The organism is Bacillus sp. SRL337 (genome assembly GCF_984799155.1).
The window spans coordinates 3257050-3281487 of sequence record NZ_OZ481793.1 but is presented as its reverse complement, the minus strand read 5'-3'; the positions used below and the strand labels follow the sequence as shown (position 1 = coordinate 3281487).

At 41.9% G+C, this 24438-nt stretch carries 25 protein-coding genes; 23 read left to right on the top strand and 2 right to left on the bottom strand.

Going from position 1 to position 24438, the window contains the following annotated elements:
• The first annotated feature begins 6 nt into the window (after positions 1-6).
• The 5 genes from prmA (at position 7) to deoC (ending at position 5771) form a co-directional block, all read left to right on the top strand.
• Positions 7-948, top strand: coding sequence for a 50S ribosomal protein L11 methyltransferase (gene prmA, locus AC4E8A_RS16740; RefSeq protein ID WP_490194578.1), 942 nt, complete (start codon positions 7-9; stop codon positions 946-948).
• Between the two features lie 24 nt (positions 949-972).
• Positions 973-1725: a 16S rRNA (uracil(1498)-N(3))-methyltransferase gene (locus AC4E8A_RS16735; RefSeq protein WP_490194576.1), complete on the top strand. Its 753-nt coding sequence runs from the start codon at positions 973-975 to the stop codon at positions 1723-1725.
• A gap of 5 nt (positions 1726-1730) precedes the next feature.
• Positions 1731-3077, top strand: a complete 1347-nt coding sequence (gene mtaB / locus AC4E8A_RS16730; protein WP_490194574.1) for a tRNA (N(6)-L-threonylcarbamoyladenosine(37)-C(2))-methylthiotransferase MtaB — start codon at positions 1731-1733, stop codon at positions 3075-3077.
• Between the two features lie 192 nt (positions 3078-3269).
• On the top strand, positions 3270-4934 hold the full coding sequence (locus tag AC4E8A_RS16725) for a glycoside hydrolase family 13 protein (RefSeq protein ID WP_490194572.1): 1665 nt from the start codon (positions 3270-3272) through the stop codon (positions 4932-4934).
• Positions 4935-5099: 165 nt separating this feature from the next.
• Entirely contained in the window at positions 5100-5771 is a 672-nt protein-coding gene (deoC, locus tag AC4E8A_RS16720) for a deoxyribose-phosphate aldolase (RefSeq protein ID WP_490194570.1), read from the top strand.
• Between the two features lie 503 nt (positions 5772-6274).
• Here the strand turns inward: deoC and AC4E8A_RS16715 are convergent.
• Positions 6275-7198: a Na/Pi symporter gene (locus tag AC4E8A_RS16715; RefSeq protein WP_490194568.1), complete on the bottom strand. Its 924-nt coding sequence runs from the start codon at positions 7196-7198 to the stop codon at positions 6275-6277.
• 285 nt (positions 7199-7483) lie between these two features.
• Here AC4E8A_RS16715 and rpsU point away from each other — a divergent pair, with 285 nt between their 5' ends.
• The 15 genes from rpsU (at position 7484) to recO (ending at position 19871) form a co-directional block, all read left to right on the top strand.
• Positions 7484-7657: a 30S ribosomal protein S21 gene (rpsU, locus tag AC4E8A_RS16710; protein WP_006838418.1), complete on the top strand. Its 174-nt coding sequence runs from the start codon at positions 7484-7486 to the stop codon at positions 7655-7657.
• 14 nt (positions 7658-7671) lie between these two features.
• Positions 7672-8118, top strand: coding sequence for a GatB/YqeY domain-containing protein (locus tag AC4E8A_RS16705; RefSeq protein ID WP_490194566.1), 447 nt, complete (start codon positions 7672-7674; stop codon positions 8116-8118).
• A 511-nt stretch (positions 8119-8629) separates the two neighbouring features.
• Positions 8630-9961: an NfeD family protein gene (locus AC4E8A_RS16700; protein ID WP_490198913.1), complete on the top strand. Its 1332-nt coding sequence runs from the start codon at positions 8630-8632 to the stop codon at positions 9959-9961.
• 18 nt (positions 9962-9979) lie between these two features.
• On the top strand, positions 9980-10981 hold the full coding sequence (floA, locus tag AC4E8A_RS16695) for a flotillin-like protein FloA (RefSeq protein ID WP_490194564.1): 1002 nt from the start codon (positions 9980-9982) through the stop codon (positions 10979-10981).
• Positions 10982-11011: 30 nt separating this feature from the next.
• Positions 11012-11455: a YqfB family membrane protein gene (locus tag AC4E8A_RS16690; protein ID WP_490194562.1), complete on the top strand. Its 444-nt coding sequence runs from the start codon at positions 11012-11014 to the stop codon at positions 11453-11455.
• A 68-nt stretch (positions 11456-11523) separates the two neighbouring features.
• Entirely contained in the window at positions 11524-11808 is a 285-nt protein-coding gene (gene yqfC / locus AC4E8A_RS16685) for a sporulation protein YqfC (RefSeq protein WP_490194560.1), read from the top strand.
• Positions 11809-11827: 19 nt separating this feature from the next.
• Positions 11828-13021, top strand: a complete 1194-nt coding sequence (gene yqfD / locus AC4E8A_RS16680; protein WP_490194558.1) for a sporulation protein YqfD — start codon at positions 11828-11830, stop codon at positions 13019-13021.
• Between the two features lie 3 nt (positions 13022-13024).
• Positions 13025-13987, top strand: coding sequence for a PhoH family protein (locus AC4E8A_RS16675; protein ID WP_490194556.1), 963 nt, complete (start codon positions 13025-13027; stop codon positions 13985-13987).
• A gap of 234 nt (positions 13988-14221) precedes the next feature.
• Positions 14222-16399 carry an HD family phosphohydrolase gene (locus AC4E8A_RS16670; RefSeq protein WP_490194554.1) on the top strand — a complete coding sequence of 726 codons (2178 nt, stop codon included), beginning with the start codon at positions 14222-14224 and terminating at the stop codon, positions 16397-16399.
• Positions 16389-16859 (top strand): rRNA maturation RNase YbeY, encoded by a 471-nt coding sequence (ybeY, locus tag AC4E8A_RS16665; RefSeq protein ID WP_490194552.1) that lies wholly within the window; start codon positions 16389-16391, stop codon positions 16857-16859. The genes AC4E8A_RS16670 and ybeY overlap by 11 nt, the downstream gene beginning before the upstream one ends.
• Positions 16837-17229, top strand: a complete 393-nt coding sequence (locus AC4E8A_RS16660) for a diacylglycerol kinase family protein (RefSeq protein WP_490194550.1) — start codon at positions 16837-16839, stop codon at positions 17227-17229. The genes ybeY and AC4E8A_RS16660 overlap by 23 nt, the downstream gene beginning before the upstream one ends.
• 221 nt (positions 17230-17450) lie before the next feature.
• Positions 17451-17849: a cytidine deaminase gene (locus tag AC4E8A_RS16655; protein WP_490194548.1), complete on the top strand. Its 399-nt coding sequence runs from the start codon at positions 17451-17453 to the stop codon at positions 17847-17849.
• Entirely contained in the window at positions 17842-18756 is a 915-nt protein-coding gene (gene era / locus AC4E8A_RS16650; RefSeq protein WP_490194546.1) for a GTPase Era, read from the top strand. Before AC4E8A_RS16655 ends, era begins: the two co-directional genes overlap by 8 nt.
• Positions 18757-18868: 112 nt before the next feature.
• Complete coding sequence (locus AC4E8A_RS16645) at positions 18869-19012, top strand: YqzL family protein (RefSeq protein ID WP_006838301.1); 144 nt, start codon at positions 18869-18871, stop codon at positions 19010-19012.
• A gap of 106 nt (positions 19013-19118) precedes the next feature.
• Positions 19119-19871: a DNA repair protein RecO gene (gene recO / locus AC4E8A_RS16640; RefSeq protein ID WP_490194544.1), complete on the top strand. Its 753-nt coding sequence runs from the start codon at positions 19119-19121 to the stop codon at positions 19869-19871.
• A gap of 281 nt (positions 19872-20152) precedes the next feature.
• Here recO and AC4E8A_RS16635 read toward each other — a convergent pair whose 3' ends face one another.
• Positions 20153-21526: a glycine--tRNA ligase gene (locus tag AC4E8A_RS16635; RefSeq protein WP_490194542.1), complete on the bottom strand. Its 1374-nt coding sequence runs from the start codon at positions 21524-21526 to the stop codon at positions 20153-20155.
• A gap of 494 nt (positions 21527-22020) precedes the next feature.
• On the opposite strand from AC4E8A_RS16635, the gene ccpN reads away from it, so the two are divergent.
• From ccpN to AC4E8A_RS16620, 3 genes are all read left to right on the top strand, one after another.
• A complete protein-coding gene (gene ccpN, locus AC4E8A_RS16630; protein ID WP_490194540.1) occupies positions 22021-22647 on the top strand; it encodes a transcriptional regulator CcpN in 627 nt (208 codons plus the stop codon).
• Between the two features lie 26 nt (positions 22648-22673).
• Entirely contained in the window at positions 22674-23483 is an 810-nt protein-coding gene (locus AC4E8A_RS16625; RefSeq protein ID WP_490198911.1) for a pyruvate, water dikinase regulatory protein, read from the top strand.
• A 494-nt stretch (positions 23484-23977) separates the two neighbouring features.
• Complete coding sequence (locus tag AC4E8A_RS16620) at positions 23978-24415, top strand: YaiI/YqxD family protein (protein ID WP_490194538.1); 438 nt, start codon at positions 23978-23980, stop codon at positions 24413-24415.
• The last annotated feature ends 23 nt before the right edge of the window (positions 24416-24438 follow it).

The following is a 24438-nucleotide window of genomic DNA, read 5'->3' as shown; positions in this document are numbered from 1 at the left end:
GAGTCGATGAAATGGTCAGAAATCAGCATACACACAACGAATGAAGCAATTGAGCCCATTTCAAATATTCTTCATGAAGCAGGTGCGAGCGGAGTTGTAATTGAAGATCCATTTGAATTGGAAAAAGAACGCGAGGACATTTTCGGAGAAATCTACCAACTCAATCCTGATGATTTTCCTGAAGAAGGTGTAATAGTAAAAGCCTATCTCCCTGTGAACAGTTTTCTTGGCGAAACAGTAGATGAAATTAAGCAGTCCATTGAAAACCTTGTAAAATACAATATTGATATTGGGAGAAACAAAGTTGAAATATCCGAAGTGAACGAAGAAGAGTGGGCCACTGCCTGGAAGAAATATTATAATCCAGTCAAGATTTCAGAAAAGTTCACCATTGTTCCTACCTGGGAACAATACGAACCGGTGAACAGTGATGAATTGATTATTGAATTGGACCCGGGAATGGCTTTTGGGACAGGAACGCACCCTACAACTGTAATGTGCATTCAAGCATTGGAAAGGACCGTTAAACCTGGCGATCATGTCATTGATGTAGGAACTGGATCAGGGGTCCTGAGCATTGCTTCAGCAATGCTACAAGCTGACAAAGTTGAAGCATATGATCTTGATGAGGTTGCAGTAAACTCTGCCCGGTTGAATTCAAAGCTCAATAAAGTCCACGACCGAGTGGCTGTAAGTCAAAATAATCTCCTTGATGGTGTAGCCGAAGGGGCGGATGTCATTGTCGCTAATATATTGGCTGAAGTCATCTTGAGATTTACAGATGAGGCGGCAAGGATTGTGAAGCCTGGCGGATATTTCATCACTTCAGGTATCATTGGACAGAAAAAGGATTTGGTCAAATCTGCTGTAATGGAAGCAGGATTTGAAGTGGAAGAAGTGATCTTGATGGAAGACTGGGTTGCCATTATTGCAAAAAAAACGGAATAACTGTTTTATGAAGGGGGATCACCAATGCAAAGATATTTTATAGGCCAGGAGTTTCAAGAAGGAGATCCCATTCTTATCGATGGAGAGAACTTCCATCATATCGTCCGTGTTATGAGAATGACGAAGGACAGCTTATTCTACGTCGTTTTTCCAAATGGTGCTTCAGCAAAAGTGCAAATTGAAACGATTTCCAGTGACTGCCTGGAAGCAAGGGTAGTACAATGGGAGACGGAAGAGAAGGAAATGCCGGTGGACATCACGATCGTGAGCGGACTGCCAAAAGGGGATAAATTGGAATTGATCATCCAAAAAGGGACTGAGCTTGGTGCAAAGGAATTTGTCCCTTTTACCGCAGATCGCTCAATTGTAAAATGGGATGAGAAAAAAGCGAAGAAGAAGGTAGACCGCTGGGAGAAAATCGCCAAGGAAGCCGCTGAACAATCCCACCGTCGGCATGTCCCTAGAATACATTCCCCTGTTTCGTTAAAAGAATTAGTCAATCTTGCTGCTGGCTATGATTTTAAAATCGTAGCTTTTGAGGAAGATGCCAAGACAGGTGAGCAAAGCAATCTGGCCCGTATCATGAAAGCAGCACAGCCGGGTGACCGTCTTTTAGCGGTTTTTGGGCCTGAAGGCGGGTTAACTGAAAAGGAAGTCGAGTCACTTAAAGCTAACGGATTTGTCTCTTGCGGTTTAGGGCCAAGAATCATGCGGGCAGAAACAGCACCATTCTATTTACTATCTGCTGCATCATATCAATTTGAACTAATGAGGTGAAAAATATGCCAACAGTAGCTTTTCATACCCTCGGTTGTAAAGTGAATCACTATGAAACAGAGGCTATTTGGCAATTATTTAAAGAAAAGGGCTATGAACGCCTTGACTATGAGAATACGTCCGATGTTTATGTCATCAACACGTGTACGGTTACAAACACGGGAGATAAAAAGAGCCGCCAGGTAATCAGGCGTGCCATCCGGAAAAATCCTGATGCAGTCATCTGTGTGACAGGTTGTTATGCCCAGACTTCTCCTGCTGAAATCATGGCGATCCCTGGAGTGGATATCGTGGTAGGTACACAGGACCGCAGAAAAATGCTTGAATATATTGAGCAGTACAAAGAAGAAAGACAGCCGATCAATGGCGTAGGAAACATCATGAAAAATCGTGTATACGAAGAACTGCAGGTTCCTGCCTTCACTGACCGTACACGTGCTTCTTTAAAAATCCAGGAAGGTTGTAATAACTTCTGTACCTTCTGTATCATCCCTTGGGCAAGAGGATTGATGCGATCCCGTGACCCAGAGGAAGTCATCCGCCAGGCCCAGCAGCTTGTGGATGCAGGATACAAAGAAATCGTTTTGACAGGAATCCATACGGGAGGATATGGTGAGGATATGAAAGACTATAACCTTGCTATGTTATTGCGCGATCTTGAAGAAAAGGTCAAAGGATTGAAGCGCATCAGAATTTCTTCCATTGAAGCAAGCCAATTGACGGACGAAGTGATTGAAGTCATCGACAACTCCAAGATGGTTGTAAGACATCTTCATATTCCTCTGCAGTCTGGTTCAAACACAGTTCTGAAGAGAATGAGAAGAAAATATACAATGGAATTTTTTGCAGAAAGACTTGAAAAGCTGAAAAAAGCGCTTCCGGGCCTTGCTGTTACTTCTGATGTGATTGTAGGGTTCCCAGGTGAAACGGAAGAAGAGTTCATGGAAACATACAACTTTATCAAAGAGCAAAAGTTCTCTGAACTGCATGTTTTCCCGTATTCAAAACGTACTGGTACCCCAGCTGCAAGAATGACGGATCAAATCGATGAAGAAATCAAGAACGAACGTGTACATCGATTGATTGAACTGTCCAATCAACTTGCGAAAGAATATGCTTCACAGTTTGAGGATGAAGTTTTGGAAGTCATCCCTGAAGAAATCTATAAAGATCAACCAGACAGCGGACTGTATGTAGGATATACGGATAACTATCTTAAAGTGGTTTTCCCTGCTACAGAAGATATGGTTGGTAAACTAGTCAAAGTGAAGATTTCAAAAGCGGGCTATCCATATAACGAAGGACAGTTTGTCAGAGTCCTGGAAGAAGAAAAGACAACAGCAGCTAGCTAAGGAGGAAGCCGGTTCATCTTGAACCGCTTCCTTTTATTTTTTCTGAAAAACCATATTGATTAGTTCACGATTTAGCTGTAAACTAAATAGGTATAAGAAAGCGGAAACATCGGTTATTTTTTTTGCTCATTAGTGCAAACGATTGCGCATATAGTTCACTTATTTAAAATTTTTCTTATGAGGTGTTTTATAATGAAAAAAGTATGGTGGAAGGAAGCCGTTGGCTATCAAATATATCCTCGCAGCTTTCAAGATTCAAATGGTGACGGAATCGGCGATATTCAAGGAATCATTCAAAGACTTGACTATATAAAAGATCTTGGAATCGATGTCATTTGGATATGCCCGATGTACAAATCTCCAAATGACGATAATGGATATGATATTTCAGACTATCAGGATATCATGGACGATTTCGGAACGATGGATGACTTTGATGCCCTCCTGAAAGAAGTTCATGCAAGGGATATGAAGCTGATCATTGATTTGGTCCTCAATCATACCAGTGATGAACACCGCTGGTTTATAGAATCTCGTTCCTCCATTGAAAATCCTAAACGTGACTGGTATATATGGCGTGATGGTAAAAATGGAAAAGAGCCAAACAACTGGGAAAGCATTTTTGGAGGTTCTGCGTGGCAGTACGACGAGAAAACAGATCAATATTTTTTACATGTATTCTCGACAAAGCAGCCTGACTTGAATTGGGAGAACGAAGAAGTGCGAGAAGCTCTTTATGATGCAGTAAACTGGTGGCTCGACAAAGGAATCGACGGTTTCAGGATTGATGCTATCAGTCATATAAAGAAGCGTTCAGGACTGCCGGACATGCCGAATCCAAAAAACAAAAAATATGTATCATCGTTTGATATGCATATGAACCAAAAAGGTATTCATCAGTTTCTGCAGGAATTTAAAGACAAAACCTATGCAAACTATGATGTGATGTCGGTGGGGGAAGCCAATGGAGTAACGGCAGATGAAGCAGAACTTTGGGTTGGAGAAGAAAACGGTAAAATGGATATGATCTTCCAATTTGAGCACCTGGGATTATGGGATGCAGAAACAAATCCAGACCTTGATATTGTGGAATTGAAGAAAGTGTTGACCCGATGGCAAAAAGGTCTTGAAGGGGATGGCTGGAACGCCTTGTTCATTGAAAATCATGATAAGCCCCGTGTTGTTTCAACTTGGGGAAATGATGATGAATTTTGGAAAGAAAGCGCAACTGCAATGGCAGCAATGTATTTCTTGATGCAGGGAACTCCATTCATCTATCAGGGCCAGGAAATCGGTATGACCAATGTACAGTTCCCTTCCATAGAAGACTATGATGATGTTGCAGTGAAGAACCTCTATAACCTTAAACGCGAGGAAGGCATCTCCCATGAGAAAATCATGGACATCATCTGGGCCTCATCCAGGGATAACAGCCGTACACCAATGCAATGGTCAGATGATAAAAATGGGGGATTCTCAGAAGGGACCCCTTGGATGAATAGTAATCCTAACTATAAGACCATAAATGTCAAAGCTCAATCTAATGATGAACATTCCATTCTTTCGTTCTACAAAAAGTTGATTGCGCTAAAGAAAGATCATGACATTTTCACTTATGGAACGTACGATTTGATCCTGCCGGAGCATGAGCAAATTTTTGCCTATACAAGAACTAAGGAAAATGAGAAAGTGCTTGTTGTGACCAACCTTTCCACAGAGAAAGCGGTAGTCAAATTGGAACAACTCAACGTAACCTCAGAAAGGCTGCTTTTAAGCAATCGAAAAGTAGAGCAGCACAGCGATTTGAACCAATTCACAATGCAGCCATATGAAGCAAGGGTGTATAGATTGGCCTAAACAAAAGCCCGTTGGAATTTCATTTAAAAAGATCATGACTCGTCGTGATCTTTTTTTCTGTTTGGATAAACTAAATGTATTGAAGTTTCCCTAAATATGTCGTATATTCATCAAACCTTTGTTACAATAAAGAGGTACGGACAACTTGTTGGAGGAGTGTAACGAATGGAAAACAATGTCGCAAAAATGATCGATCATACATTATTGAAAGCGGACTCAACTAAGGATCAAGTAACAAAGATTTGTGAGGAAGCAAAAGAGTTCAACTTTGCTTCTGTCTGCGTTAACCCTGGGTGGGTAAAATATTCTGCAGAACTTCTGCAAGGCACTGATGTAAAGGTTTGTACCGTTATCGGTTTTCCTCTAGGAGCTGCAACGTCGGAAACAAAAGCATTCGAAACCCAGGATGCGATTGAAAAAGGTGCAACAGAAGTTGATATGGTCATCAATATCGGTGCATTAAAAGATGGTAACGATGATTTAGTAAAGCAGGATATCCAGGCAGTAACAGCCGCTGCAAAGGAAAAGGCTCTGACAAAAGTAATCATTGAGACAAGCCTTCTTACTGACGAAGAAAAAGAAAGAGCATGCAAACTTGCTGTTGAAGCTGGAGCAGATTATGTGAAAACATCCACTGGTTTCTCAACTGGCGGAGCAACTGTGGAAGATATTAAGCTGATGAGAAAAACAGTTGGCCCGGAGATCGGTGTCAAAGCTTCAGGCGGTGTAAGAAGCGTTGAAGATGCTAAAAATATGATCGAAGCAGGAGCAACAAGAATCGGAGCAAGCTCCGGCGTTCAAATTGTTCAAGGTTTGACAAGTGATTCAGATTACTAAAATAAGACAGCCTTCGGGTTGTCTTATTTTTTAGTTTAGAAGGGGTTTGCAGCGAAGATATTTTGGAGCTGGCGAGTAAGGAGAACACTGACAGACACTAAAAAGCCAAAAAGCAGATTAGGGTGTTATATGGAGGTTCATGAGACACCAAACGAGCCAAAAAGCAGATTAGGGTGACTCATGAGAGGTTCATGAGTCACCTAAACGAGCGAAAAGGCAGATTAGGGTGTCGCATGGGAGGTCCATGAGGCACTCAAACGAGCGAAACCGCAGATTAGGGTGTCGCATGGGAGGTTCATGAGACACCCAAACGCCCCAAAAAGCAGGTCAGGTGTCGCATAAGAGGTTTATGAGGACCCAAAGGAGTCATAAATAAAATCAGGGTGTCGCAAAGGAAATTCATGAAACCCCCCAAACGACAAAACAGCAGATTAGGTAATCCCGTGGGAAGTCCATAAAAATTTCTGAAACAACAAGATGAATCAAAATCACCCGGGACAACGTTACCCCTTGCCATGCAGGCGTTCAATCATCCTTGCAAAAAGCCCGGAGAACGGCAGAACGATCACCGAACAAATAACATTGAAGGCAAGGCTGGCGTGGGCAAGCTGCAATTCGGGACTTTGAGCTGCAGCTGTAACGAATCGGCCTACCTCATCGATGAATGGAAAGAAAGCCAACACGCCGATAACATTCAGCCAAATGTGGGCATAGACGGTCATCTTTGTGGTCCTCCCGCTTCCGATTCCTGCGAGATAGGAAGTAACGCAAGTGCCAATGTTTGCCCCCAGCATGATGGCAATTCCCGCGAAGATAGTTATGATGCCGGCGTCCGCAAAACTCATGGCTATCCCTGTTATGACGGTGCTTGATTGTACAAGTCCGGTCAATACCACTCCCAGGAGGATAGAGAATAATGCAGAAGCATTAGCATTTTCCATCAGGCTGTGAATGAAGTTCTGGTCTGCCAGAGGATTGGCCAGTGCCTCAAAACCACGCATACTGACAAAAATCAGGGACAGTCCCATTAATGATATACCCAGCGGCCTGGTGTTCCCGTTAGGGAGTATGAGGAGGAATAATGAACAAAAAACCAAAGGCAGGCTTAGGAAGCCCAAATCCAAAGAAATGATTTCCAAAGTCAAGGTAGTTCCAATATTAGTCCCGAGTATGATTCCTATTGATTGCCTGAACGTAAGGATACCTGCAGAAACAAATCCGATAGTGAGGACCATGACAGCAGAACTGCTCTGAAGAATCGCCGTAACAAAAATACCGATGATGAAGCCTTTCCAAGTAGCATCTGTCCACTTGGAAATCATGCCTTTCATCCTCGCTCCAGCCATATTGTATAAACCGCTTTTCAGCCAAAACATACCAATCAAAAAACAGATGATCAGTAAAATAAGAAATAATAAATGCAGCATGTCCTCACCCTCCTACTATACTTTATTAGGGAGGATCCTTATACATGTCTAAATATACAAGCAAATCATCGGAAATTGTTGACCTTATGTAATGCTTATATTATAATTGCAAGGTGAATGGATTTAAATATCCATACAGAAAGATTACTTTCTGTAAAAGGCTGTACTTATTAGCAGCAAAGTGAAGGGCAGCTAGGTATTGTCAGATGCCCTTAGTGGATGGCAAATTGCCAAGGTCTTTACTTGAACATGTAAGTGCAGTGTTTCGGAGGGAGGGAAAGAGAGATGTCAAAAACAGTTGTTCGTAAAAACGAATCGCTTGAAGATGCTCTTCGTCGCTTCAAACGTTCAGTTTCTAAAACAGGAACTTTGCAAGAGTACAGAAAGCGCGAATTCTATGAAAAGCCAAGCGTGAAGCGTAAGAAGAAGTCTGAAGCAGCCAGAAAACGTAAGTTCTAAGAGAGGGTGTAGATATGAGTCTTCTCGATCGTTTAAATAATGATATGAAACAAGCTATGAGGAACAAAGAGAAAGAAAAACTGTCTGTTATCCGCATGCTGAAAGCTGCATTGCAAAATGAAGCGATTAAGCATGGAAAACAGGAGCTTTCTCATGATGAAGAGTTGACTGTCCTTTCTCGAGAAGTGAAGCAACGCAAAGACTCCCTCCAGGAATTTCAAAACGCAGGCCGTGAAGATCTCGTAGAGAAAATCCAAACGGAACTGACTTACGTCGAAATATATATGCCTGAACAGATGTCTGAAGAAGAAGTAACTGAAATCGTCAAGCAAGCAATTGAGGAAACAGGTTCATCTTCAAAGGCGGATATGGGTAAGGTGATGGGGGCTATCATGCCTAAAGTTAAAGGGAAAGCTGATGGAGCTCTCGTCAATAAACTTGTTCAACATCATTTATCGTAACACTGAAAAATGAGAAGCGGAATTCCGCTTCTCATTTTTTATATTCTTTTGAAATTCAAATGCGATTGATTTTTGCATCCAGCTCCATCACCCACCCCCTCGTGTCTTAAAGCGGGCGTCAAGTAGATTAATCGCCGCATTATCCTATGCCTGTCGGGACTGAATTAGGCGCTTCCTCTTTTGTGCGTAAGTCCAAGCAGGGAATGGAAATCAAAAGGCTGTCTTGGTATTGATTGTCCACTTTTGGAGAAATCCCAAGGGCACGATTTTTCCCTTGGATAGTGGGGCTTCCATATTTGAATGAAAGAGCTTTTCTTTCTTATTTTTTGAGATCTTTCTGTTGAAGTAGGGTGATATATTCCGCCATTCATATAAAATAGCAGCAAAGGTTTACGAAAAGGCAATAAAAAAGAAAAATTTATATTAAAATGAAACCTTTTTCCTTCGCATTCGTACATAATATAAGCAACTTGTCATATTTTCTTGATATACCGGAAGGGGTGAGATTTTGATATTATTAAGGAAAATCTATGTAAGTGGTTTGCTGCTTCTTCTTGCAGTTTCACTGGTTGGGTCCTTTCCATTCAACACCAAAGCTCAAAACGAAACGGTTTACGTCATACCGATAGAAAAAGAAGTTGAAAAAGGTCTTTATGCTTTTTTAAGCAGGGGGATTGAGGATGCGCGCGAGGCAGGTGCAGATGCAATCATATTCCATATTGATACCCCAGGCGGATTGGTGGATGCTGCTGGAAACATAGGAAAACTCCTGGATAATACAGAGATTAAAACCGTTGCCTTTGTGGATAATCGTGCCCTTTCTGCAGGTGCATTCATTTCTCTTCATGCAGATGAAATCTACATGGTGCCGAACGGAACAATGGGAGCTGCTGCCATCATTGATCAAGCAGGGAATTCGGCTGATGAAAAAGCACAAAGCTACTGGCTGGCAGCAATGAAAAGTGCGGCTGAAACCAGTCACAGAGATCCAAAGTATGCACTGGCAATGGCTGATAAAACGGTTGATCTGCCAGAAGTGGGAGCGGCTGATGGTGAACTTTTGACGCTGGATGCAAAAACCGCAGAGTCAGTAAACTATTCAGAGGGCACTGTTAGCAGCATGGAGGATCTTTTACAGAGGATTGGCCTGGAAAATGCTGAAGTGGTTAATGTTGAGGAAAGTTTTGCAGAAACCCTTGCTAGATTCATAACCAATCCGGTCGTTGTACCAATCCTTCTTTCTCTTGCAAGCTTAGGGTTGGTCGTTGAGCTGTATTCTCCAGGTTTCGGTGTTGCCGGATCAATCGGGCTGGCATCTCTGCTGCTGTTTTTCTACGGTCACTTGGTAGCCGGGCTTGCAGGTTATGAAACATTGATTTTGTTTATTATCGGAATTGGCTTAATCGTTGCCGAATTCTTCCTTCCTGGAGGCATTGCCGGGATATTAGGGTTAGGAGCTGTCATTGGAAGCATTCTGATGGCAGGAGGCAATGTTGTTACAATGGGAATTTCATTATTGATCGCGCTGACAGTCGCAATCATTGCAATGGTGGTGTTTGTGAAAGTGTTTGGTAAAAGGATGAATTTCTTTAATAAAATTATTTTAAAAGATTCTACGAATACGGAAAGTGGATATGTCTCAAATGTTAACCGCCTGGAATTAATAGGAGCTACCGGTGTTACGAAAACGCCTCTGCGTCCATCAGGAACGGTCATTATCGACGATGAAAGAATTGATGCGGTCACCGAAGGCGGTTTCATTGCTCCAAACAGACCTGTCAAAGTCGTTAAGGTAGAAGGTTCAAGAACGATAGTAAGAGAAATTGAATCAGAGAAAGTTTAATTTGAAGGAGGAAATGGAATGGTTCTAGATGCAAGTACCATATTAGTTTTAGTTGCGGTCGTAGCCGGACTCATATTTTTGGGAGTGCTATTTACTTTTGTGCCGGTGATGCTGTGGATTTCAGCTATAGCTGCCGGAGTCAGGATAAGTATCTTCACGTTGGTAGGGATGAGATTAAGAAGGGTTATTCCAAGCCGTATCATCAACCCGTTGATCAAAGCCCACAAAGCAGGTCTGACTGTCACCATCAATCAGCTGGAGAGTCATTATCTTGCAGGCGGTAATGTCGACCGTGTGGTAAATGCTTTGATTGCTGCGCACAGGGCGAATATCGAGTTAACGTTTGAAAGAGCCGCTGCGATCGACCTTGCAGGCCGTGATGTGCTTGAAGCGGTTCAAATGAGTGTTAATCCTAAAGTGATTGAAACCCCGTTCATTGCCGGTGTGGCGATGGATGGAATTGAAGTGAAAGCCAAAGCACGTATTACGGTAAGAGCGAATATCGACCGCCTAGTCGGTGGTGCTGGTGAAGATACAATTGTAGCACGTGTAGGGGAAGGGATTGTCTCGACAATCGGTTCTTCCAGCAACCATAAGAAAGTACTGGAGAATCCGGATATGATTTCCCAAACGGTTCTTACTAAGGGGCTGGATGCCGGAACCGCGTTTGAAATCCTCTCGATTGATATCGCGGATGTTGATATCGGGAAGAATATCGGTGCAGAACTGCAAACTGAGCAGGCGGAAGCTGATAAGAACATCGCCCAGGCTAAAGCGGAAGAACGCAGAGCCATGGCGGTAGCGAATGAGCAGGAAATGCTTGCAAAAGTCCAGGAAATGAGAGCGAAGGTTGTGGAAGCCGAGGCCGAAGTACCTCTTGCCATGGCAGAAGCCCTGAGATCTGGAAATATTGGTGTCATGGATTATATGAATTATAAAAATATCGATGCAGATACCGAAATGAGAGGCTCCATCGGCAAATTGACTGGAGATAAGAATGAAGAGGGCCAAGATGAATAGATCTTCTCTTCTGAGAAAGGGGATCTTTTTATGGAAAGTATAATATTTTTTATCATCGCAGGACTGGTGAGTATGCTTTTCAACAAGATGAAGCGGGATCCTTCCGAACAGGGACCGCAATCTCCCCGTCCACAGCGTCCTGAATCAGATTCAGGTCCAGTCTGGCAAGAAATTGCGAAGGAAACCGAAGCTGCATTGGACAAAGGAGTAGAAACGATTCAAACGCAAGGAAAGAACAAATTTCTTGAAAAACAGAAAGAGGCAAGGCAAAGGATTGCAGATTTGAAGTCTCAGGAACAAGTCTATAATCAGCGTGCTGAAAGTGTTAGTGCGAAAACACGTCAGTCTCCTGTAAGAAAGAAGGCTGCCGCAGTCAGTCTCAGGAACCTGGGAAGCGATGATCTTGTCAAAGGGATCGTTTTATCAGAAGTGCTGGGGCCGCCAAGGGCCAAGAAACGGAACTGGCGAGGCTGAAAATAAAATAACAGTGATGAAACCCCCTTTTATTTCATAAATATGAGATGAAAGGGGGTTCTTTTTGTATGGCAAAAAATTGGGTTCAAAAAGCACGCCAGTGGATGACCAAAACAATGGACCTTCCGGAAGATGTCATGATGGACCTTCCCCGCATCACAATGATTGGACAGATTCATATTTATATAGAAAATCACAGAGGGCTTTTGACCTTCACTGATAATGAAGTACGTCTGCTCCTTAAACAAGGGCAGCTCCTCATAAAAGGTCAGTCTTTTGTTATAAAGATGATTCTCCCAGAAGAAATTCTGCTGGAAGGAAAAATCGTGGAAGTCGTTTATCTCGATCAGTAAAGAAACAGGAGGGTTTGGTTTGAAGAACCAGTGGATGACGTTTTTCACAGGCAAAGTGCTTGTTAAAGTGGAAGGAAAAGGTATCGAGAGATTCATTAATGAAATGACAAGATCTAAGATTGCTGTCTGGCAAGTGAAAAGAGTAGGGGAACAGACTTATACTTTTTACTTATCCCTCAATGATTTACATAATTTCAGGCGTGCAGTCAGGAGGTTTGACTGCCGTGTCACTTTTTTGAGAGGACAAGGTTCCCCTTTCCTCTGGAAGAGGACATTGAAGAACAGTGGATTTCTAATTGGGGCGATTTCATTTTTCTTTTTGATCCTGCTGTTTTCCAATATGGTCTGGGGGATCAGCATCAAAGGTGCCAGTCCCAAAACACAATATGAAATTGAACAGCAGCTGAAAGAAATGGGCATCAAAAAAGGGAAGTTCCAGTTTTCAATACCAAATGTAGAGAGTATCCAGCGCGAACTCAGCAATAGAATGAATAACATCACGTGGGTTGGTGTCGAGTTAAAAGGGACAACTTATCACTTTCAAGTTGTGGAGAAGAATGAACCGGAAGCAGAAGAGCACATCGGAGCAAGGAACCTTGTTGCTAATAAAAAGGCGGTTATTAAAGAAGTATTTGTGGAAGAAGGAATGCCGCAGGTTGAAGTGAATGACCACGTACAGAAGGGGCAGCTATTGGTTTCAGGACTGATTGGGAAGGAAGACCAGGAAAAAAAGAAGGCAGTTGTTGCTAAGGGTATAATACGTGGGGAAGTGTGGTATATAACCAATGTGGAATTACCATTGTCAACAGATTTTGAAGTTTTTAGTGGAGAAGAAAAAGTTAAGCATTATATTTCCTTCGGCAAATTCAGATTACCAATCTGGGGTTGGGGAAAGATAGAATATAAAAACAGTGTACAAGAAACCCGCGAACACAAAGTCAAGTTCCTTAAATGGGAAATCCCCATAACATATGTGGAAAAGACAGTAAAGGAAAAGGAAGACGTAACAAGGAAATATTCAAAGAAAGAGGCAGTTGCAACAGCTAAGGAGCTGGCAAGGGATAATGTGAAAGCCGGCCTTCCTGAAAATGCCAAGGTTATTGGGGAAAAGATTTTACACGAACAGATCCAAAATGGTAAAGTAAGGTTAAACGTACACTTTAAGGTAATAGAAGACATAGCTGTCGGACAACCAATCATTCAAGGAGACTGAGTAATGCCAGATGAACTAAATACTACCAATATTCAACTTGAAAATCCAAACGAAGCCATAGCCCTATTCGGTGTTTCTGATTCAAATTTGGAAACATTGGAGAAAGAACTGTCCATTTCAATTGTTACCCGTGGGGAGTCTGTCTATATTTCTGGTGCAGACCCAGATGTTACAATGGCTCAGGATATCCTGAACCGGCTTCTGTTGGTCATCCGGAAAGGAATCAATATAAGCCAGCGGGATGTCACGTACGCTCTGCAAATGGCCAAGCAGGGAACCTTGGAATATTTTGAGGATCTTTACAATGAGGAAATAACGAAGAATGCTAAAGGCAAGCCAATACGTGTTAAAACTCTGGGACAGCGGCAATACATCCATGCCATCAGGAACAACGACCTCGTCTTTGGAATCGGTCCTGCCGGTACAGGTAAAACGTATCTGGCTGTGGTCATGGCGGTTCATGCCCTAAAGAACGGAAAGGTCAAACGAATCATTCTTACAAGGCCTGCGGTAGAAGCAGGAGAAAGCCTTGGATTTCTTCCTGGCGACCTGAAAGAAAAGGTCGATCCTTATCTGAGGCCGCTGTATGATGCCCTGAATGATGTGTTGGGGGCAGAACATACCCAGAGACTGATTGAAAGAGGAACAATCGAAATTGCTCCCCTTGCCTATATGAGGGGAAGAACGCTGGATGATGCCTTTGTCATTCTGGATGAAGCGCAGAATACAACTCAGGCACAAATGAAGATGTTTCTGACAAGACTTGGGTTTGATTCACAGATGATCATCAATGGTGACAGATCTCAGGTCGACTTACCTAAAGGGGCCCAGTCAGGTTTGGTGACAGCGGAAAAGATCCTAAGGGAAATCAATGGACTAGCCTTTGTCTATCTTGAACAAACCGATGTAGTGCGCCATCCCCTCGTTGGGAAAATCATCAATGCTTATGACAAAAATACCATGTAATAATAATGCCTGTGGAAATATCTGCAGGCATTTTTTATGTGCAGGTTTTCGGGAGTGGATTGCTGAACTCGTGGACCTGTCCGAGACCTGGCGCCATATCCGGACTGCTTCTGGAAAAAACATACAATGATGAAAATAGAGGGTGCAATCCCCTGCAAAAACTGTTATCATTTTACATAATTAATAGAATTTTCACCCTCGAAACATTTCGACAAACCAGCCGGGAGGATTCTGATGAAGTTTCAGCCATATATCAATAAAGTTCGTTCAATATTGAGCTATAAAGTGTTTACACTGCTAATATTTTTTTTGTTGGGTTTATTGCTTTACGGAGTTCTTTATAGCAACGTCAGACCCGAAAATTATGACGTAAATGTTTTTGAAACATCAGATGTTACCATCAGATCTCCTAAAACGATTACAGATGGAGTTTTAACAGAGAAGAAGCGGGAAGAGGCTGCAGAAGAAGTGCCTAATCAATATACACGCCAGCCGGATGTTGTTGAAAATCGGGTGTCTCTCATCGACTCTATTTTTGAAATCACTAAAGAAGTAAAAAAACCAGCAGCAGATCAGCAGGGGGATTCAGAGGCGGATGATCCTGTCAAAGAGCCCACCATTGAAGAAAAGCTGGACTCTTTGAAAACCCAGCTTACGAAAAATGTCAATGTCAGGGACAGCATTACCCAGAGCATTCCTGACAACGTTTTCAAAACTCTCCTTAACTTGAGTGATGAGGAGTTGAACCGGGTCAATACGGTGGTAATCTCTCAAATAGAATCCACCATGAGCGGTAAAATATATGAGGAAGACCTTTATTCTGTTTATGAAAAATTGGATACAAGACTAAGAGCCCTCAATCTTCCGGCACCGATGATTGATGCTTCCCTTTCTTTAAGCCGTCTGGCCATTACGCCTACAGAGATTTTTGATAAGGAATTGACGGATGAAAAGAAACAGGAAGCGATGGAGAAGGTAAGTGATGAGCAGATAATCGAGGGAGAGGTCATTGTCCAGCAAGGCCAAATGATTACGCACGATGATTACAGACAGCTGGAATTATTGGGATTGCTTTCTTCTGAAACTCCGATTAAGCCCTTTGTCGGACTGGGGATTTTCGTAGTATTGGCAATCGGCGCGATTTATTATCATTTCAATAACTGGGATCTTCCTGAAGAACGAAAACAAAACCGCCTTATCCTGCTTAGCTTGATATTTGTTATCAGCCTGATCCTGATGAAGATAATTGCTTTAATGAAGGAGCTGGACCTCGACAGGGTAGGGTTCCTATTTCCTGCAGCGATGGCAGGGATGCTGATAAGAATCATGCTTAATGAACGAATTGCCATGCTGATGGTCATGATCCTTGCAGCCTGCGGGAGCATTGTATTTCATTATGAGATCACCGGTGCTATTGATATAGAGATGGCAATTTATATTATGTTCAGCGGCCTTGCGGGTGTCTTGTTTTTATCAAGCCGAAAGAACCGCACCAATATTTTGCAGGCAGGTTTATTTGTATCCCTGGTAAATGTTTTGATTATACTGTTTCTGCTTTTCCTGCGGGGGGTAAGCTATTCAAATATGGAGTATGCGTATTTTGTGGTTTATGGTTTTGTGTCCGGAATTGGGTCTGCAGTGCTGACTATCGGATTCCTGCCATTTTTTGAAGCAGGGTTTGGCATCTTGACGGCAATGAAGCTTGTTGAACTATCCAACCCAAATCACCCTCTTTTGAAGAAACTGCTTACAGAGGCACCAGGAACCTACCATCATAGTGTGATGGTGGCCAATTTAGCTGAGACAGCCTGTGAAGCAATCGGAGCGAATGGTTTGCTTGCAAGGGTAGGTTGTTACTACCATGATGTTGGTAAGACTGTCCGCCCGCGTTACTTTATTGAAAATCAGATGAACGCCGGTAATCCGCATGACCATCTGTCTCCTGAACGAAGCCGGGATATAATCATCAGCCATGCTACAGATGGTGCTGACATGTTGAGGAAGTACAAACTGCCGAAGGAGTTTATCGATATTGCTGAACAGCATCATGGCACTACTCTATTGAAATTCTTTTATTATAAGGCTTTGAAAGAAAATGATGAGATTGATGAGGAGTCCTACAGATATCCCGGTCCGAAACCGAGGACGAAGGAAGCTGCAGTCATTAATATCGCTGACAGCGTGGAGGCAGCTGTCAGGTCTATGAAAAATCCGACGACTGATGAAATCAAAAAACTTGTGGATAATATCGTCAAAGACAGGCTTCAAGATGGCCAGTTCAATGAATGTGATATAACTTTAAAGGAACTGGATACCGTCAAAAAAACGTTTTGTGAAACACTAAATGGAATATTTCACTCCCGGATCGAATATCCGGAAGCGAAGGAAAAGGAGTTAGCGCATGAATCTTGAGATTGATTTTCTGGATGAAACCAACCAGCTCACTGAATCGGACAGGGAACTTGTTCAGAGTCTGCTGGATTTTGCAGCAGAGGAGGAGAATGTTGAACCGGCTAGCGAATTGACTGTCTCGATTGTGACGAATGATCGTATTCAGGAGATAAATAAAGAATATCGTGATAAAGACCAGCCGACAGACGTCATATCTTTTGCTCTGGAGGAATTAGGCGAAGATGAGACGAGGATTGTCGGCGATGGCATTCCGCGCATTTTGGGAGATATCATTATCTCTGTAGAAAAAACAAAAGAACAGGCTGATGAGTATGGCCATACATTTTCCCGTGAACTTGGATTCCTTGCCTTACACGGATTCCTTCACTTGCTCGGTTATGATCACATGAATGAAGAAGATGAAAAACAGATGTTCGACAGACAAAAGGAACTTCTTGATGGATATGGATTACAAAGATAATCCGACAAAAAGGAAGAGGTTTATTCGTTCCTTTAAATTCGCCTTAAATGGTATAAAGCTCGTGTCCGCAAAGGAAATGAACTTTATGGTGCACATTGCCGTCTCAGTTGCGGTCGTGGCAGCCGGTTTGACTTTGTCAATTTCGAGAATCGAATGGCTTATTGTCATTCTTCTTATTTCGGGAATGTTAGCCTTGGAGATGCTGAATACGGCCATAGAAAGAACAGTGGACCTGATTACAAAGGAGTATCATCCTTTGGCTGAACAGGCGAAGGACATAGCTGCTGGAGCGGTATTATGCTATGCTGCAGGGGCGGTCATCATCGGCTTGATTATCTTCCTGCCTGAATTGTGGGCAATTTTCACATGAAAATACTTATTGGAAAGATTGCAGAAGGGCCTTCTTCTGTAATCTTTTTTTGAGGGAATTTGAATTCTAAGAAATTATTGGATAAAATGGTTTCACACACATGGAATTGGTTGTCCATTTGTGGGAATTATCTAACTATTTCATAACAAAATGGTAACAGCCCATTTTATTTTACGTAAGATGTAGTAAAATAGAAAGTGGGTACTAAAAGGAGATCTTATATGAACAACGAACAGTTAATTGCAGAAGCTAAAATAGCAAGAGATAGAGCCTATGTCCCTTATTCAAGATTTGGTGTCGGAGCGGCACTGCTGACAGAAGAAGGGAAAGTTTATCATGGATGCAATATTGAAAATGCCGCTTACAGCATGTGTAACTGTGCTGAAAGAACAGCATTGTTTAAAGCCTACTCGGAAGGTGACAAAAATTATCAGAAGCTGGCAGTGGTAGCGGATACTGAACGCCCTGTGCCTCCCTGCGGAGCCTGCAGGCAAGTAATTTCAGAACTATGCCCCCCTGATATGAAAGTGGTTTTGAGCAATCTAAAAGGGGATATACAAGAGTTAACTGTAGCAGAAATTTTGCCAGGAGCATTTTCACCGGAGGATTTAAATGAGTAATAGCGACCAACAAGTATATAAGTCAGGATTTATATCCATTATCGGAAGACCTAATGTAGGCAAGTCTACATTTTTGAACCGCGTCATTGGACAAAAGATTGCCATCATGAGTGATAAGCCTCAGACGACACGAAACAAGGTACAAGGGGTTTACACCACGAATGATTCGCAGATGATTTTCATTGACACGCCTGGGATCCACAAGCCTAAGCATAAGCTTGGGGATTTCATGATGAAAATTGCCCAAAATACTCTTCGTGAAGTAGACATTATATTATTTATGATCAATGTTGAGGAAGGATACGGCCGTGGCGATGAATTCATTATCGAGAAACTCAAAGATGTAAAAACACCTGTTTTCCTGGTTCTCAACAAAATCGATCAGCTGCATCCGGATGAAGTGCTGCCAATGATAAAACAATACAATGCTCTATATGATTTTGCAGAGGTCGTACCTATATCTGCTCTTGAAGGAAATAATGTTGAGAATCTGATTTCAGTGATCAGGAAAGAACTGCCGGAAGGCCCTCAATATTATCCTGCTGACCAGATTACAGACCACCCTGAACGGTTTATCGTTTCAGAACTCATTCGTGAAAAAGCTTTGCATTTGACGAGGGAGGAGATTCCTCATTCCCTTGCAGTGGTCATTGAAAAAATCTCAACAAGAGGAAATAATAATGTCATTGATGTGATGGCGACTATTGTCGTCGAAAGGGACTCCCAAAAAGGAATCATTATCGGCAAGCAAGGCGGAATGCTCAAGGAAATTGGAAAGCGGGCAAGAGTCGATATCGAAAATCTCCTTGGTTCCAAAGTCTATTTGGAACTATGGGTAAAAGTTCAAAAGGATTGGCGCAATAAGTTGTCAAACCTGCGTGATTTTGGCTTCAATGATGATTATTGATTGTTATTTTGTGTAAGTTTTACAATATTTACGTCTCATGTTTTTGGTTTAACGGGTCACTCTAATAACACAAAGGAAAGAGCTAGTTTAAAACATGAAAGGCGGGGTTTTTATGTTGGACTTTACTTGGAAGGTATTTTCGCAAACCGGAAGTATAGACACATATTTACTTTTCAAAGAACTTGAGTCATCTGATGACGATGGAATCCTGGATTATGATGAAGAACTAGCAGAGTTAGACCATCCTATCTCTTAAGTGCAAGCTGATGTGTTGAATAATGCTTGCGTATATTTAAAAAAAATGTAGGATTGATTACCTGGGCTGTCACCCGATTTAACCTATTCCCTCGGGAGGTGGCTGTATGCTGCAAAAATGTGAAGGAATTGTCATCAGGACAAATAATTATGGTGAATCGAATAAAATTGTAACCATCTTTTCAAGAGAAAATGGGAAACTGGGGGTAATGGCAAGAGGGGCAAAAAAAACAAACAGCCGATTGTCCTCAGTTTCTCAGCTTTTTACATATGGATATTTTTTATTTCATAAGAGCAGCGGACTGGGGTCGTTGCAGCAGGCTGAAACAATTGAGTCCATGAGAAATATCAGGGAAGACCTTTTCAAGACTGCTTATGCCACTTACGTAGTTGAACTCATTGATAAAGGGAGTGAAGACCGTAAGCCGAATCCATTTCTTTTTGAGATGTTATTTCAGACACTGACTTACATCAATGAAGAATATGATCCGGATATCGTCACCAATATCTTTGAAATGAAAATGCTCCCTGTTTTAGGCCTGCATCCTTCATTGGATAAGTGCGCTGTATGTGGTGAAACAGAAGGGGATTTTTCCTTCTCCTTTAAGGAAAATGGAATCATCTGCCACAGATGTTTGGGGAATGATCCGCATCATTATAAGGTATCGCCCCAAACAATTAAACTCCTAAGGCTTTTTTATCATTTTGATATGAATCGTTTAGGGAAGATATCCGTAAAAGATTCTACAAAAGAAGAAATTAAGAAAATCATCAGGACGTATTACGATGACTACTCCGGGCTTTACCTTAAATCAAGAAAGTTTTTGGATCAGATCGACAGAATGAAAGATATGATGTGAAAAAAAGTTAAAGCTGACGCAATGGACGTCAGCTTTTTTATGTTTTCTTATTCGCACTGTACCGGTATATGACCGAAATATTCTGTCAGGTATGAAAGAAAAGACCGCTCTCCCTTATCAGAAAGCGTACTTAGGGAGAACATCCGGTCCCTGGAATCTTTCCGAGAAAGACAACTCAGACAAATGCTGCCTTGGTGAATGGAGAATTTCTATACATTCAGATACAAATAAGGAAGAGGCAGGGACAAAATAATCCCTTGCCTCTTTAAATTGATGGTCTATCAGAAGTTGATTTTCTCCAGAAGGAATCCTTTTACCTCGCTGATCGGCATGCGGACCTGCTCCATTGTGTCACGGTCACGAACGGTTACCTGTCCGTCTTCAACTGAATCAAAGTCAAATGTGATACAGAATGGTGTGCCGATTTCGTCTTGTCGTCTGTAGCGTTTGCCGATGGATGCTGTCTCATCGAAATCTATCATCAGATCTTGGGACAACTCTTCATATACCTTGAAGGCATCATCTGAAAGCTTCTTTGAAAGGGGCAGTACTGCTGCCTTGAAAGGAGCAAGAGCGGGATGGAAACGAAGGACCGTTCTTGTTTCCTTTTCAAGCTCCTCTTCCTCATAAGCATCACAAAGATAAGCCAGTGTTACCCGGTCTGCACCAAGTGACGGTTCGATACAGTAAGGCACAAATTTTTCATTGGTTTGCGGATCCATGTAATGGAAATCTTCATTTGAATGTTCCATATGGCGTTTAAGATCAAAGTCAGTACGATCAGAAATACCCCATAGCTCGCCCCAGCCAAATGGAAATTTATATTCAATATCCGTTGTCGCATTACTGTAATGAGATAATTCATCATCATCATGATCGCGAAGTCTCATATTGTCTTCCTTCATTCCCAAGTTTAACAGCCAGTTCTTACAGAATTCCCTCCAATAAGAGTGCCACTCAAGGTCTTCACCTGGTTTGCAGAAGAACTCAAGTTCCATTTGTTCAAATTCACGGGTCCGGAAAGTGAAGTTACCAGGAGTGATTTCATTACGGAAGCTTTTTCCGACTTGTCCGATACCGAATGGAACCTTTTTGCGCATGGACCGCTGGACATTTTTAAAGTTAACGAAGATTCCCTGTGCCGTTTCCGGACGGAGGAAGATTTCATTTGTAGAAGACTCTGTTACACCCTGGTGAGTCTTGAACATAAGGTTGAATTGTCGGATGTCCGTAAAATCCCGGCTTCCGCACTCAGGGCAGGCAATGTCATATTCATCAATGATTTCAGCCATTCTTTCAAATGGAAGTCCGTCAACAACCATTTCTTTGCCTTTTTCTTCAAGGGCATTTTCAATGATCTTGTCCGCGCGGTGGCGTGTTTTACAGCTTTTACAGTCAATCATGGGGTCATTGAAGTTTCCGACATGCCCTGAGGCAACCCATGTTTGCGGGTTCATCAGGATGGAAGCATCCAGGCCGACATTATACGGTGATTCCTGAATGAATTTTTTCCACCAAGCTTTTTTGATGTTATTTTTCAGTTCAACACCAAGGGGACCGTAATCCCATGTGTTTGCAAGGCCTCCGTATATTTCAGAACCGGGAAACACAAATCCCCTGTGCTTTGCTAAATTTACGATTTCTTCCATTGACATAGTATGCAACTCCTTTGGTTTTTAAAAAAGTGAAATAAAAAAAGCACGTCTCCAGGCTCGAGGCCTAGGGACGAGCTTTTGCCCGCGGTTCCACCCTAGTTGATATACTGATGTATATCCACTTTCGGTTAAAGATGCTCAGGATTGCCGTTTCCTTGCATACCAGGCTTTCACCATCCCTGGATCGCTTTAGTGCAAGTACTTATATTTCCGTCAGCGCATTTGTCATAATTCAGTTGAATTCCCAGAAAGTACTCTTGGAAAGATGGGATAATTTTATCACTTTCTTTTAAAATATACAACAATTGAAGAACAAACAAAATAATTGCAGTCTTTTGGTTAAACAGCTAACCTAAATGAATGAAGATGGATGAATTAGGCTAAAAGAGCTGTTCGCGAAAAGTCTTCCTTTTCTTTTTCTTTTAATAGTATATAATATTTAGTATAAAGTATAACACTTATTTTTATACATTGTCCGTTAGGTGGTGAGCAAGATGGAATTAAATAATCGGCAGGAGCATATTCTGCAAATTGTAAAGGATAACGGCCCTATAACCGGTGAGCAGATTGCCGAGAGGCTGAACCTGACCCGGGCGACACTCCGTCCGGATTTAGCTATATTGACGATGGCTGGCTATTTGGATGCACGTCCTCGTGTTGGATATTTTTATTCGGGTAAAACGGGAACGCAGCTTTTGACCGAAAACCTTAAAAAAATATTGGTGAGAAATTATCAATCCATTCCAGTAGTTGTGAATGAGAATGTTTCAGTATATGATGCAATAGTGACAATGTTTCTTGAAGATGTAGGAACCTTATTTGTTATAGATGGGAATACCCATTTGGTGGGTGTGCTTTCCAGGAAAGACCTGCTTCGTGCCAGCATAGGCAAACAGGAGCTGAATTCAATACCGGTGAATATCATTATGACCAGGATGCCTAACATCACAACATGTGAAAAGGATGATTTGCTGATTGACGTAGCAAAAAGCCTGATTGAAAAACAGATTGATGCTGTGCCCGTTGTCAATGTAACGGAAAACGGGGATCTTGAAGTAACCGGCAGGATTACAAAGACGAACATTACTAAAGCATTCGTCGCGTTAGCAGAAGATATTTAGGCAGAAACTTGACTCAGGTGGTGAGGATTTTGAAAGAACCATACATTTATGTCGTTTCCGATTCAGTTGGGGAAACCGCTGAACTCGTTACAAAAGCAGCGATCAGTCAATTTGACGGATCGAACACAGTAATCAAGCGCTTCCCATACGTAGAAGAACTTTCTCATCTTGATGAAGTTCTTTCATTGGCAAAGTTGAATAATGGATTAATCGTTTATACACTGGTCAAACCAGAAATGAGAAAATATCTTAAGGAACAAGCCGAAAAAGAGCAATTATATGCTTTCGATATCATGGGACCGATCATGGATATCTATCAGGAAAAATATGAAAAGGTTCCTTTGAATGAACCTGGTGTTGTCCATAAGCTTGATGCAGATTACTTCAAGAAGGTGGAGGCCATCGAGTTTGCAGTGAAATATGATGATGGCAGAGATCCCCGCGGCCTCTTACGAGCGGACATCGTATTAATTGGTGTTTCCAGGACTTCGAAAACTCCATTGTCACAATATCTGGCCCTTAAGAGACTGAAGGTGGCAAATGTTCCATTGGTACCTGAAGTCGATCCGCCGGAAGAACTATTCAAAGTCTCTCCTTCGAAATGTTTTGGATTAAAGGCTGCACCAGAAAAGCTGAACAGTATCCGGAGGGAACGTTTGAAGTCACTTGGACTGAATGATCAAGCAAGCTACGCTAATCTTGATAGAATACAGCATGAGATTGAATACTTCGAGAAAATCGTAGAAAAGATCGGCTGTGAAGTGGTTGATGTATCTAACAAAGCTGTAGAAGAAACAGCCAATATCATCATGAATAAAATTCAAAGATCAAACTAAGGATGACATTTTGGGTGTCATCCTATTTTTTTCATGACTATTTTCATATAGGTTATTGCTTTCGGAATAACCCAAGATCCGGAATGTTTCCTGGTTAATGGACCTCTCAACAAGGAGAGCTGCTCTTTTGAAATGGGTATGAAATAGCACCAGGTTTAAGGGAATGAGCCTTTGTAAAAAATACGCCAAAATAAAGTAGATGAATCAGGTATATGAACAACAGAGAAAAAATATATTGTAAACGGGGTTTTTAGTGGTCAAACAGAAGAAGATATACTATAATAAAAAATTGTGATAAAAATATATTCAAAATAGGTTTAGACTCATGTGTAAACGAATAAACTAATTATTGGGATATGTCAAGTCGCTGATGAAGAAAAAAATCGACAAAATGCTTTCTTTCTCATGATCAATGTGAAAGATGTCATAAGAAGAAGGATATTTTGAGGTGATGCAGAATAGGTAATAGGAGAAACGGTGAAGCTGTAATCTTTGTGGATGCTGATGCGTGTCCTGTGAAAGAGGAAATCACAGGCATTTCAAAAGTGTTCGGTTTGAAAGTGATTTTCATTGCATCCAACGCTCACAGAAAGAATGATCCTGAGGCGGGCGAATGGGTGTACGTGGATTCATCCAAAGAGGCAGCAGATCTTTATATCATGAACCATTCCAAAAAAGGGGATATACTCGTCACCCAGGACATTGGGCTTGCGAGTGTTGTATTGCCGAAAGGCGTTTATGCAACTTCTCCGAGGGGAAAAGAGTTTAGAGAAGAAACCATCTCTACGGCTTTGGATTTCCGGTACCTGTCAGCCAAAGAAAGACGGAAAGGCAAGTACGGAAAGGGGCCGAAGCCATTTACATCTGAGGATAAAGAGCGTTTCGTCTCTGTATTTAATAAAATATTGTCGAATTTTGCAGGAGATCAATAGGATTTATCGAATGCAATATTTAA

Bases quoted from the DNA above. Each gene is read 5' to 3' on its own strand.
- rpsU (WP_006838418.1), top strand. From the start codon at position 7,484: ATGTCAAAAACAGTTGTTCGTAAAAACGAATCGCTTGAAGATGCTCTT.
- AC4E8A_RS16690 (WP_490194562.1), top strand. From the start codon at position 11,012: ATGGAAAGTATAATATTTTTTATCATCGCAGGACTGGTGAGTATGCTT.
- yqfC (WP_490194560.1), top strand. From the start codon at position 11,524: ATGGCAAAAAATTGGGTTCAAAAAGCACGCCAGTGGATGACCAAAACA.
- AC4E8A_RS16715 (WP_490194568.1), bottom strand. From the start codon at position 7,198: ATGCTGCATTTATTATTTCTTATTTTACTGATCATCTGTTTTTTGATT.
- deoC (WP_490194570.1), top strand. From the start codon at position 5,100: ATGGAAAACAATGTCGCAAAAATGATCGATCATACATTATTGAAAGCG.
- floA (WP_490194564.1), top strand. From the start codon at position 9,980: ATGGTTCTAGATGCAAGTACCATATTAGTTTTAGTTGCGGTCGTAGCC.
- AC4E8A_RS16660 (WP_490194550.1), top strand. From the start codon at position 16,837: ATGGATATGGATTACAAAGATAATCCGACAAAAAGGAAGAGGTTTATT.
- ybeY (WP_490194552.1), top strand. From the start codon at position 16,389: ATGAATCTTGAGATTGATTTTCTGGATGAAACCAACCAGCTCACTGAA.
- AC4E8A_RS16725 (WP_490194572.1), top strand. From the start codon at position 3,270: ATGAAAAAAGTATGGTGGAAGGAAGCCGTTGGCTATCAAATATATCCT.
- recO (WP_490194544.1), top strand. From the start codon at position 19,119: ATGCTGCAAAAATGTGAAGGAATTGTCATCAGGACAAATAATTATGGT.
- AC4E8A_RS16645 (WP_006838301.1), top strand. From the start codon at position 18,869: ATGTTGGACTTTACTTGGAAGGTATTTTCGCAAACCGGAAGTATAGAC.
- AC4E8A_RS16705 (WP_490194566.1), top strand. From the start codon at position 7,672: ATGAGTCTTCTCGATCGTTTAAATAATGATATGAAACAAGCTATGAGG.
- AC4E8A_RS16670 (WP_490194554.1), top strand. From the start codon at position 14,222: ATGAAGTTTCAGCCATATATCAATAAAGTTCGTTCAATATTGAGCTAT.
- AC4E8A_RS16675 (WP_490194556.1), top strand. From the start codon at position 13,025: ATGCCAGATGAACTAAATACTACCAATATTCAACTTGAAAATCCAAAC.
- era (WP_490194546.1), top strand. From the start codon at position 17,842: ATGAGTAATAGCGACCAACAAGTATATAAGTCAGGATTTATATCCATT.
- ccpN (WP_490194540.1), top strand. From the start codon at position 22,021: ATGGAATTAAATAATCGGCAGGAGCATATTCTGCAAATTGTAAAGGAT.
- AC4E8A_RS16655 (WP_490194548.1), top strand. From the start codon at position 17,451: ATGAACAACGAACAGTTAATTGCAGAAGCTAAAATAGCAAGAGATAGA.
- AC4E8A_RS16735 (WP_490194576.1), top strand. From the start codon at position 973: ATGCAAAGATATTTTATAGGCCAGGAGTTTCAAGAAGGAGATCCCATT.
- mtaB (WP_490194574.1), top strand. From the start codon at position 1,731: ATGCCAACAGTAGCTTTTCATACCCTCGGTTGTAAAGTGAATCACTAT.
- AC4E8A_RS16635 (WP_490194542.1), bottom strand. From the start codon at position 21,526: ATGTCAATGGAAGAAATCGTAAATTTAGCAAAGCACAGGGGATTTGTG.
- prmA (WP_490194578.1), top strand. From the start codon at position 7: ATGAAATGGTCAGAAATCAGCATACACACAACGAATGAAGCAATTGAG.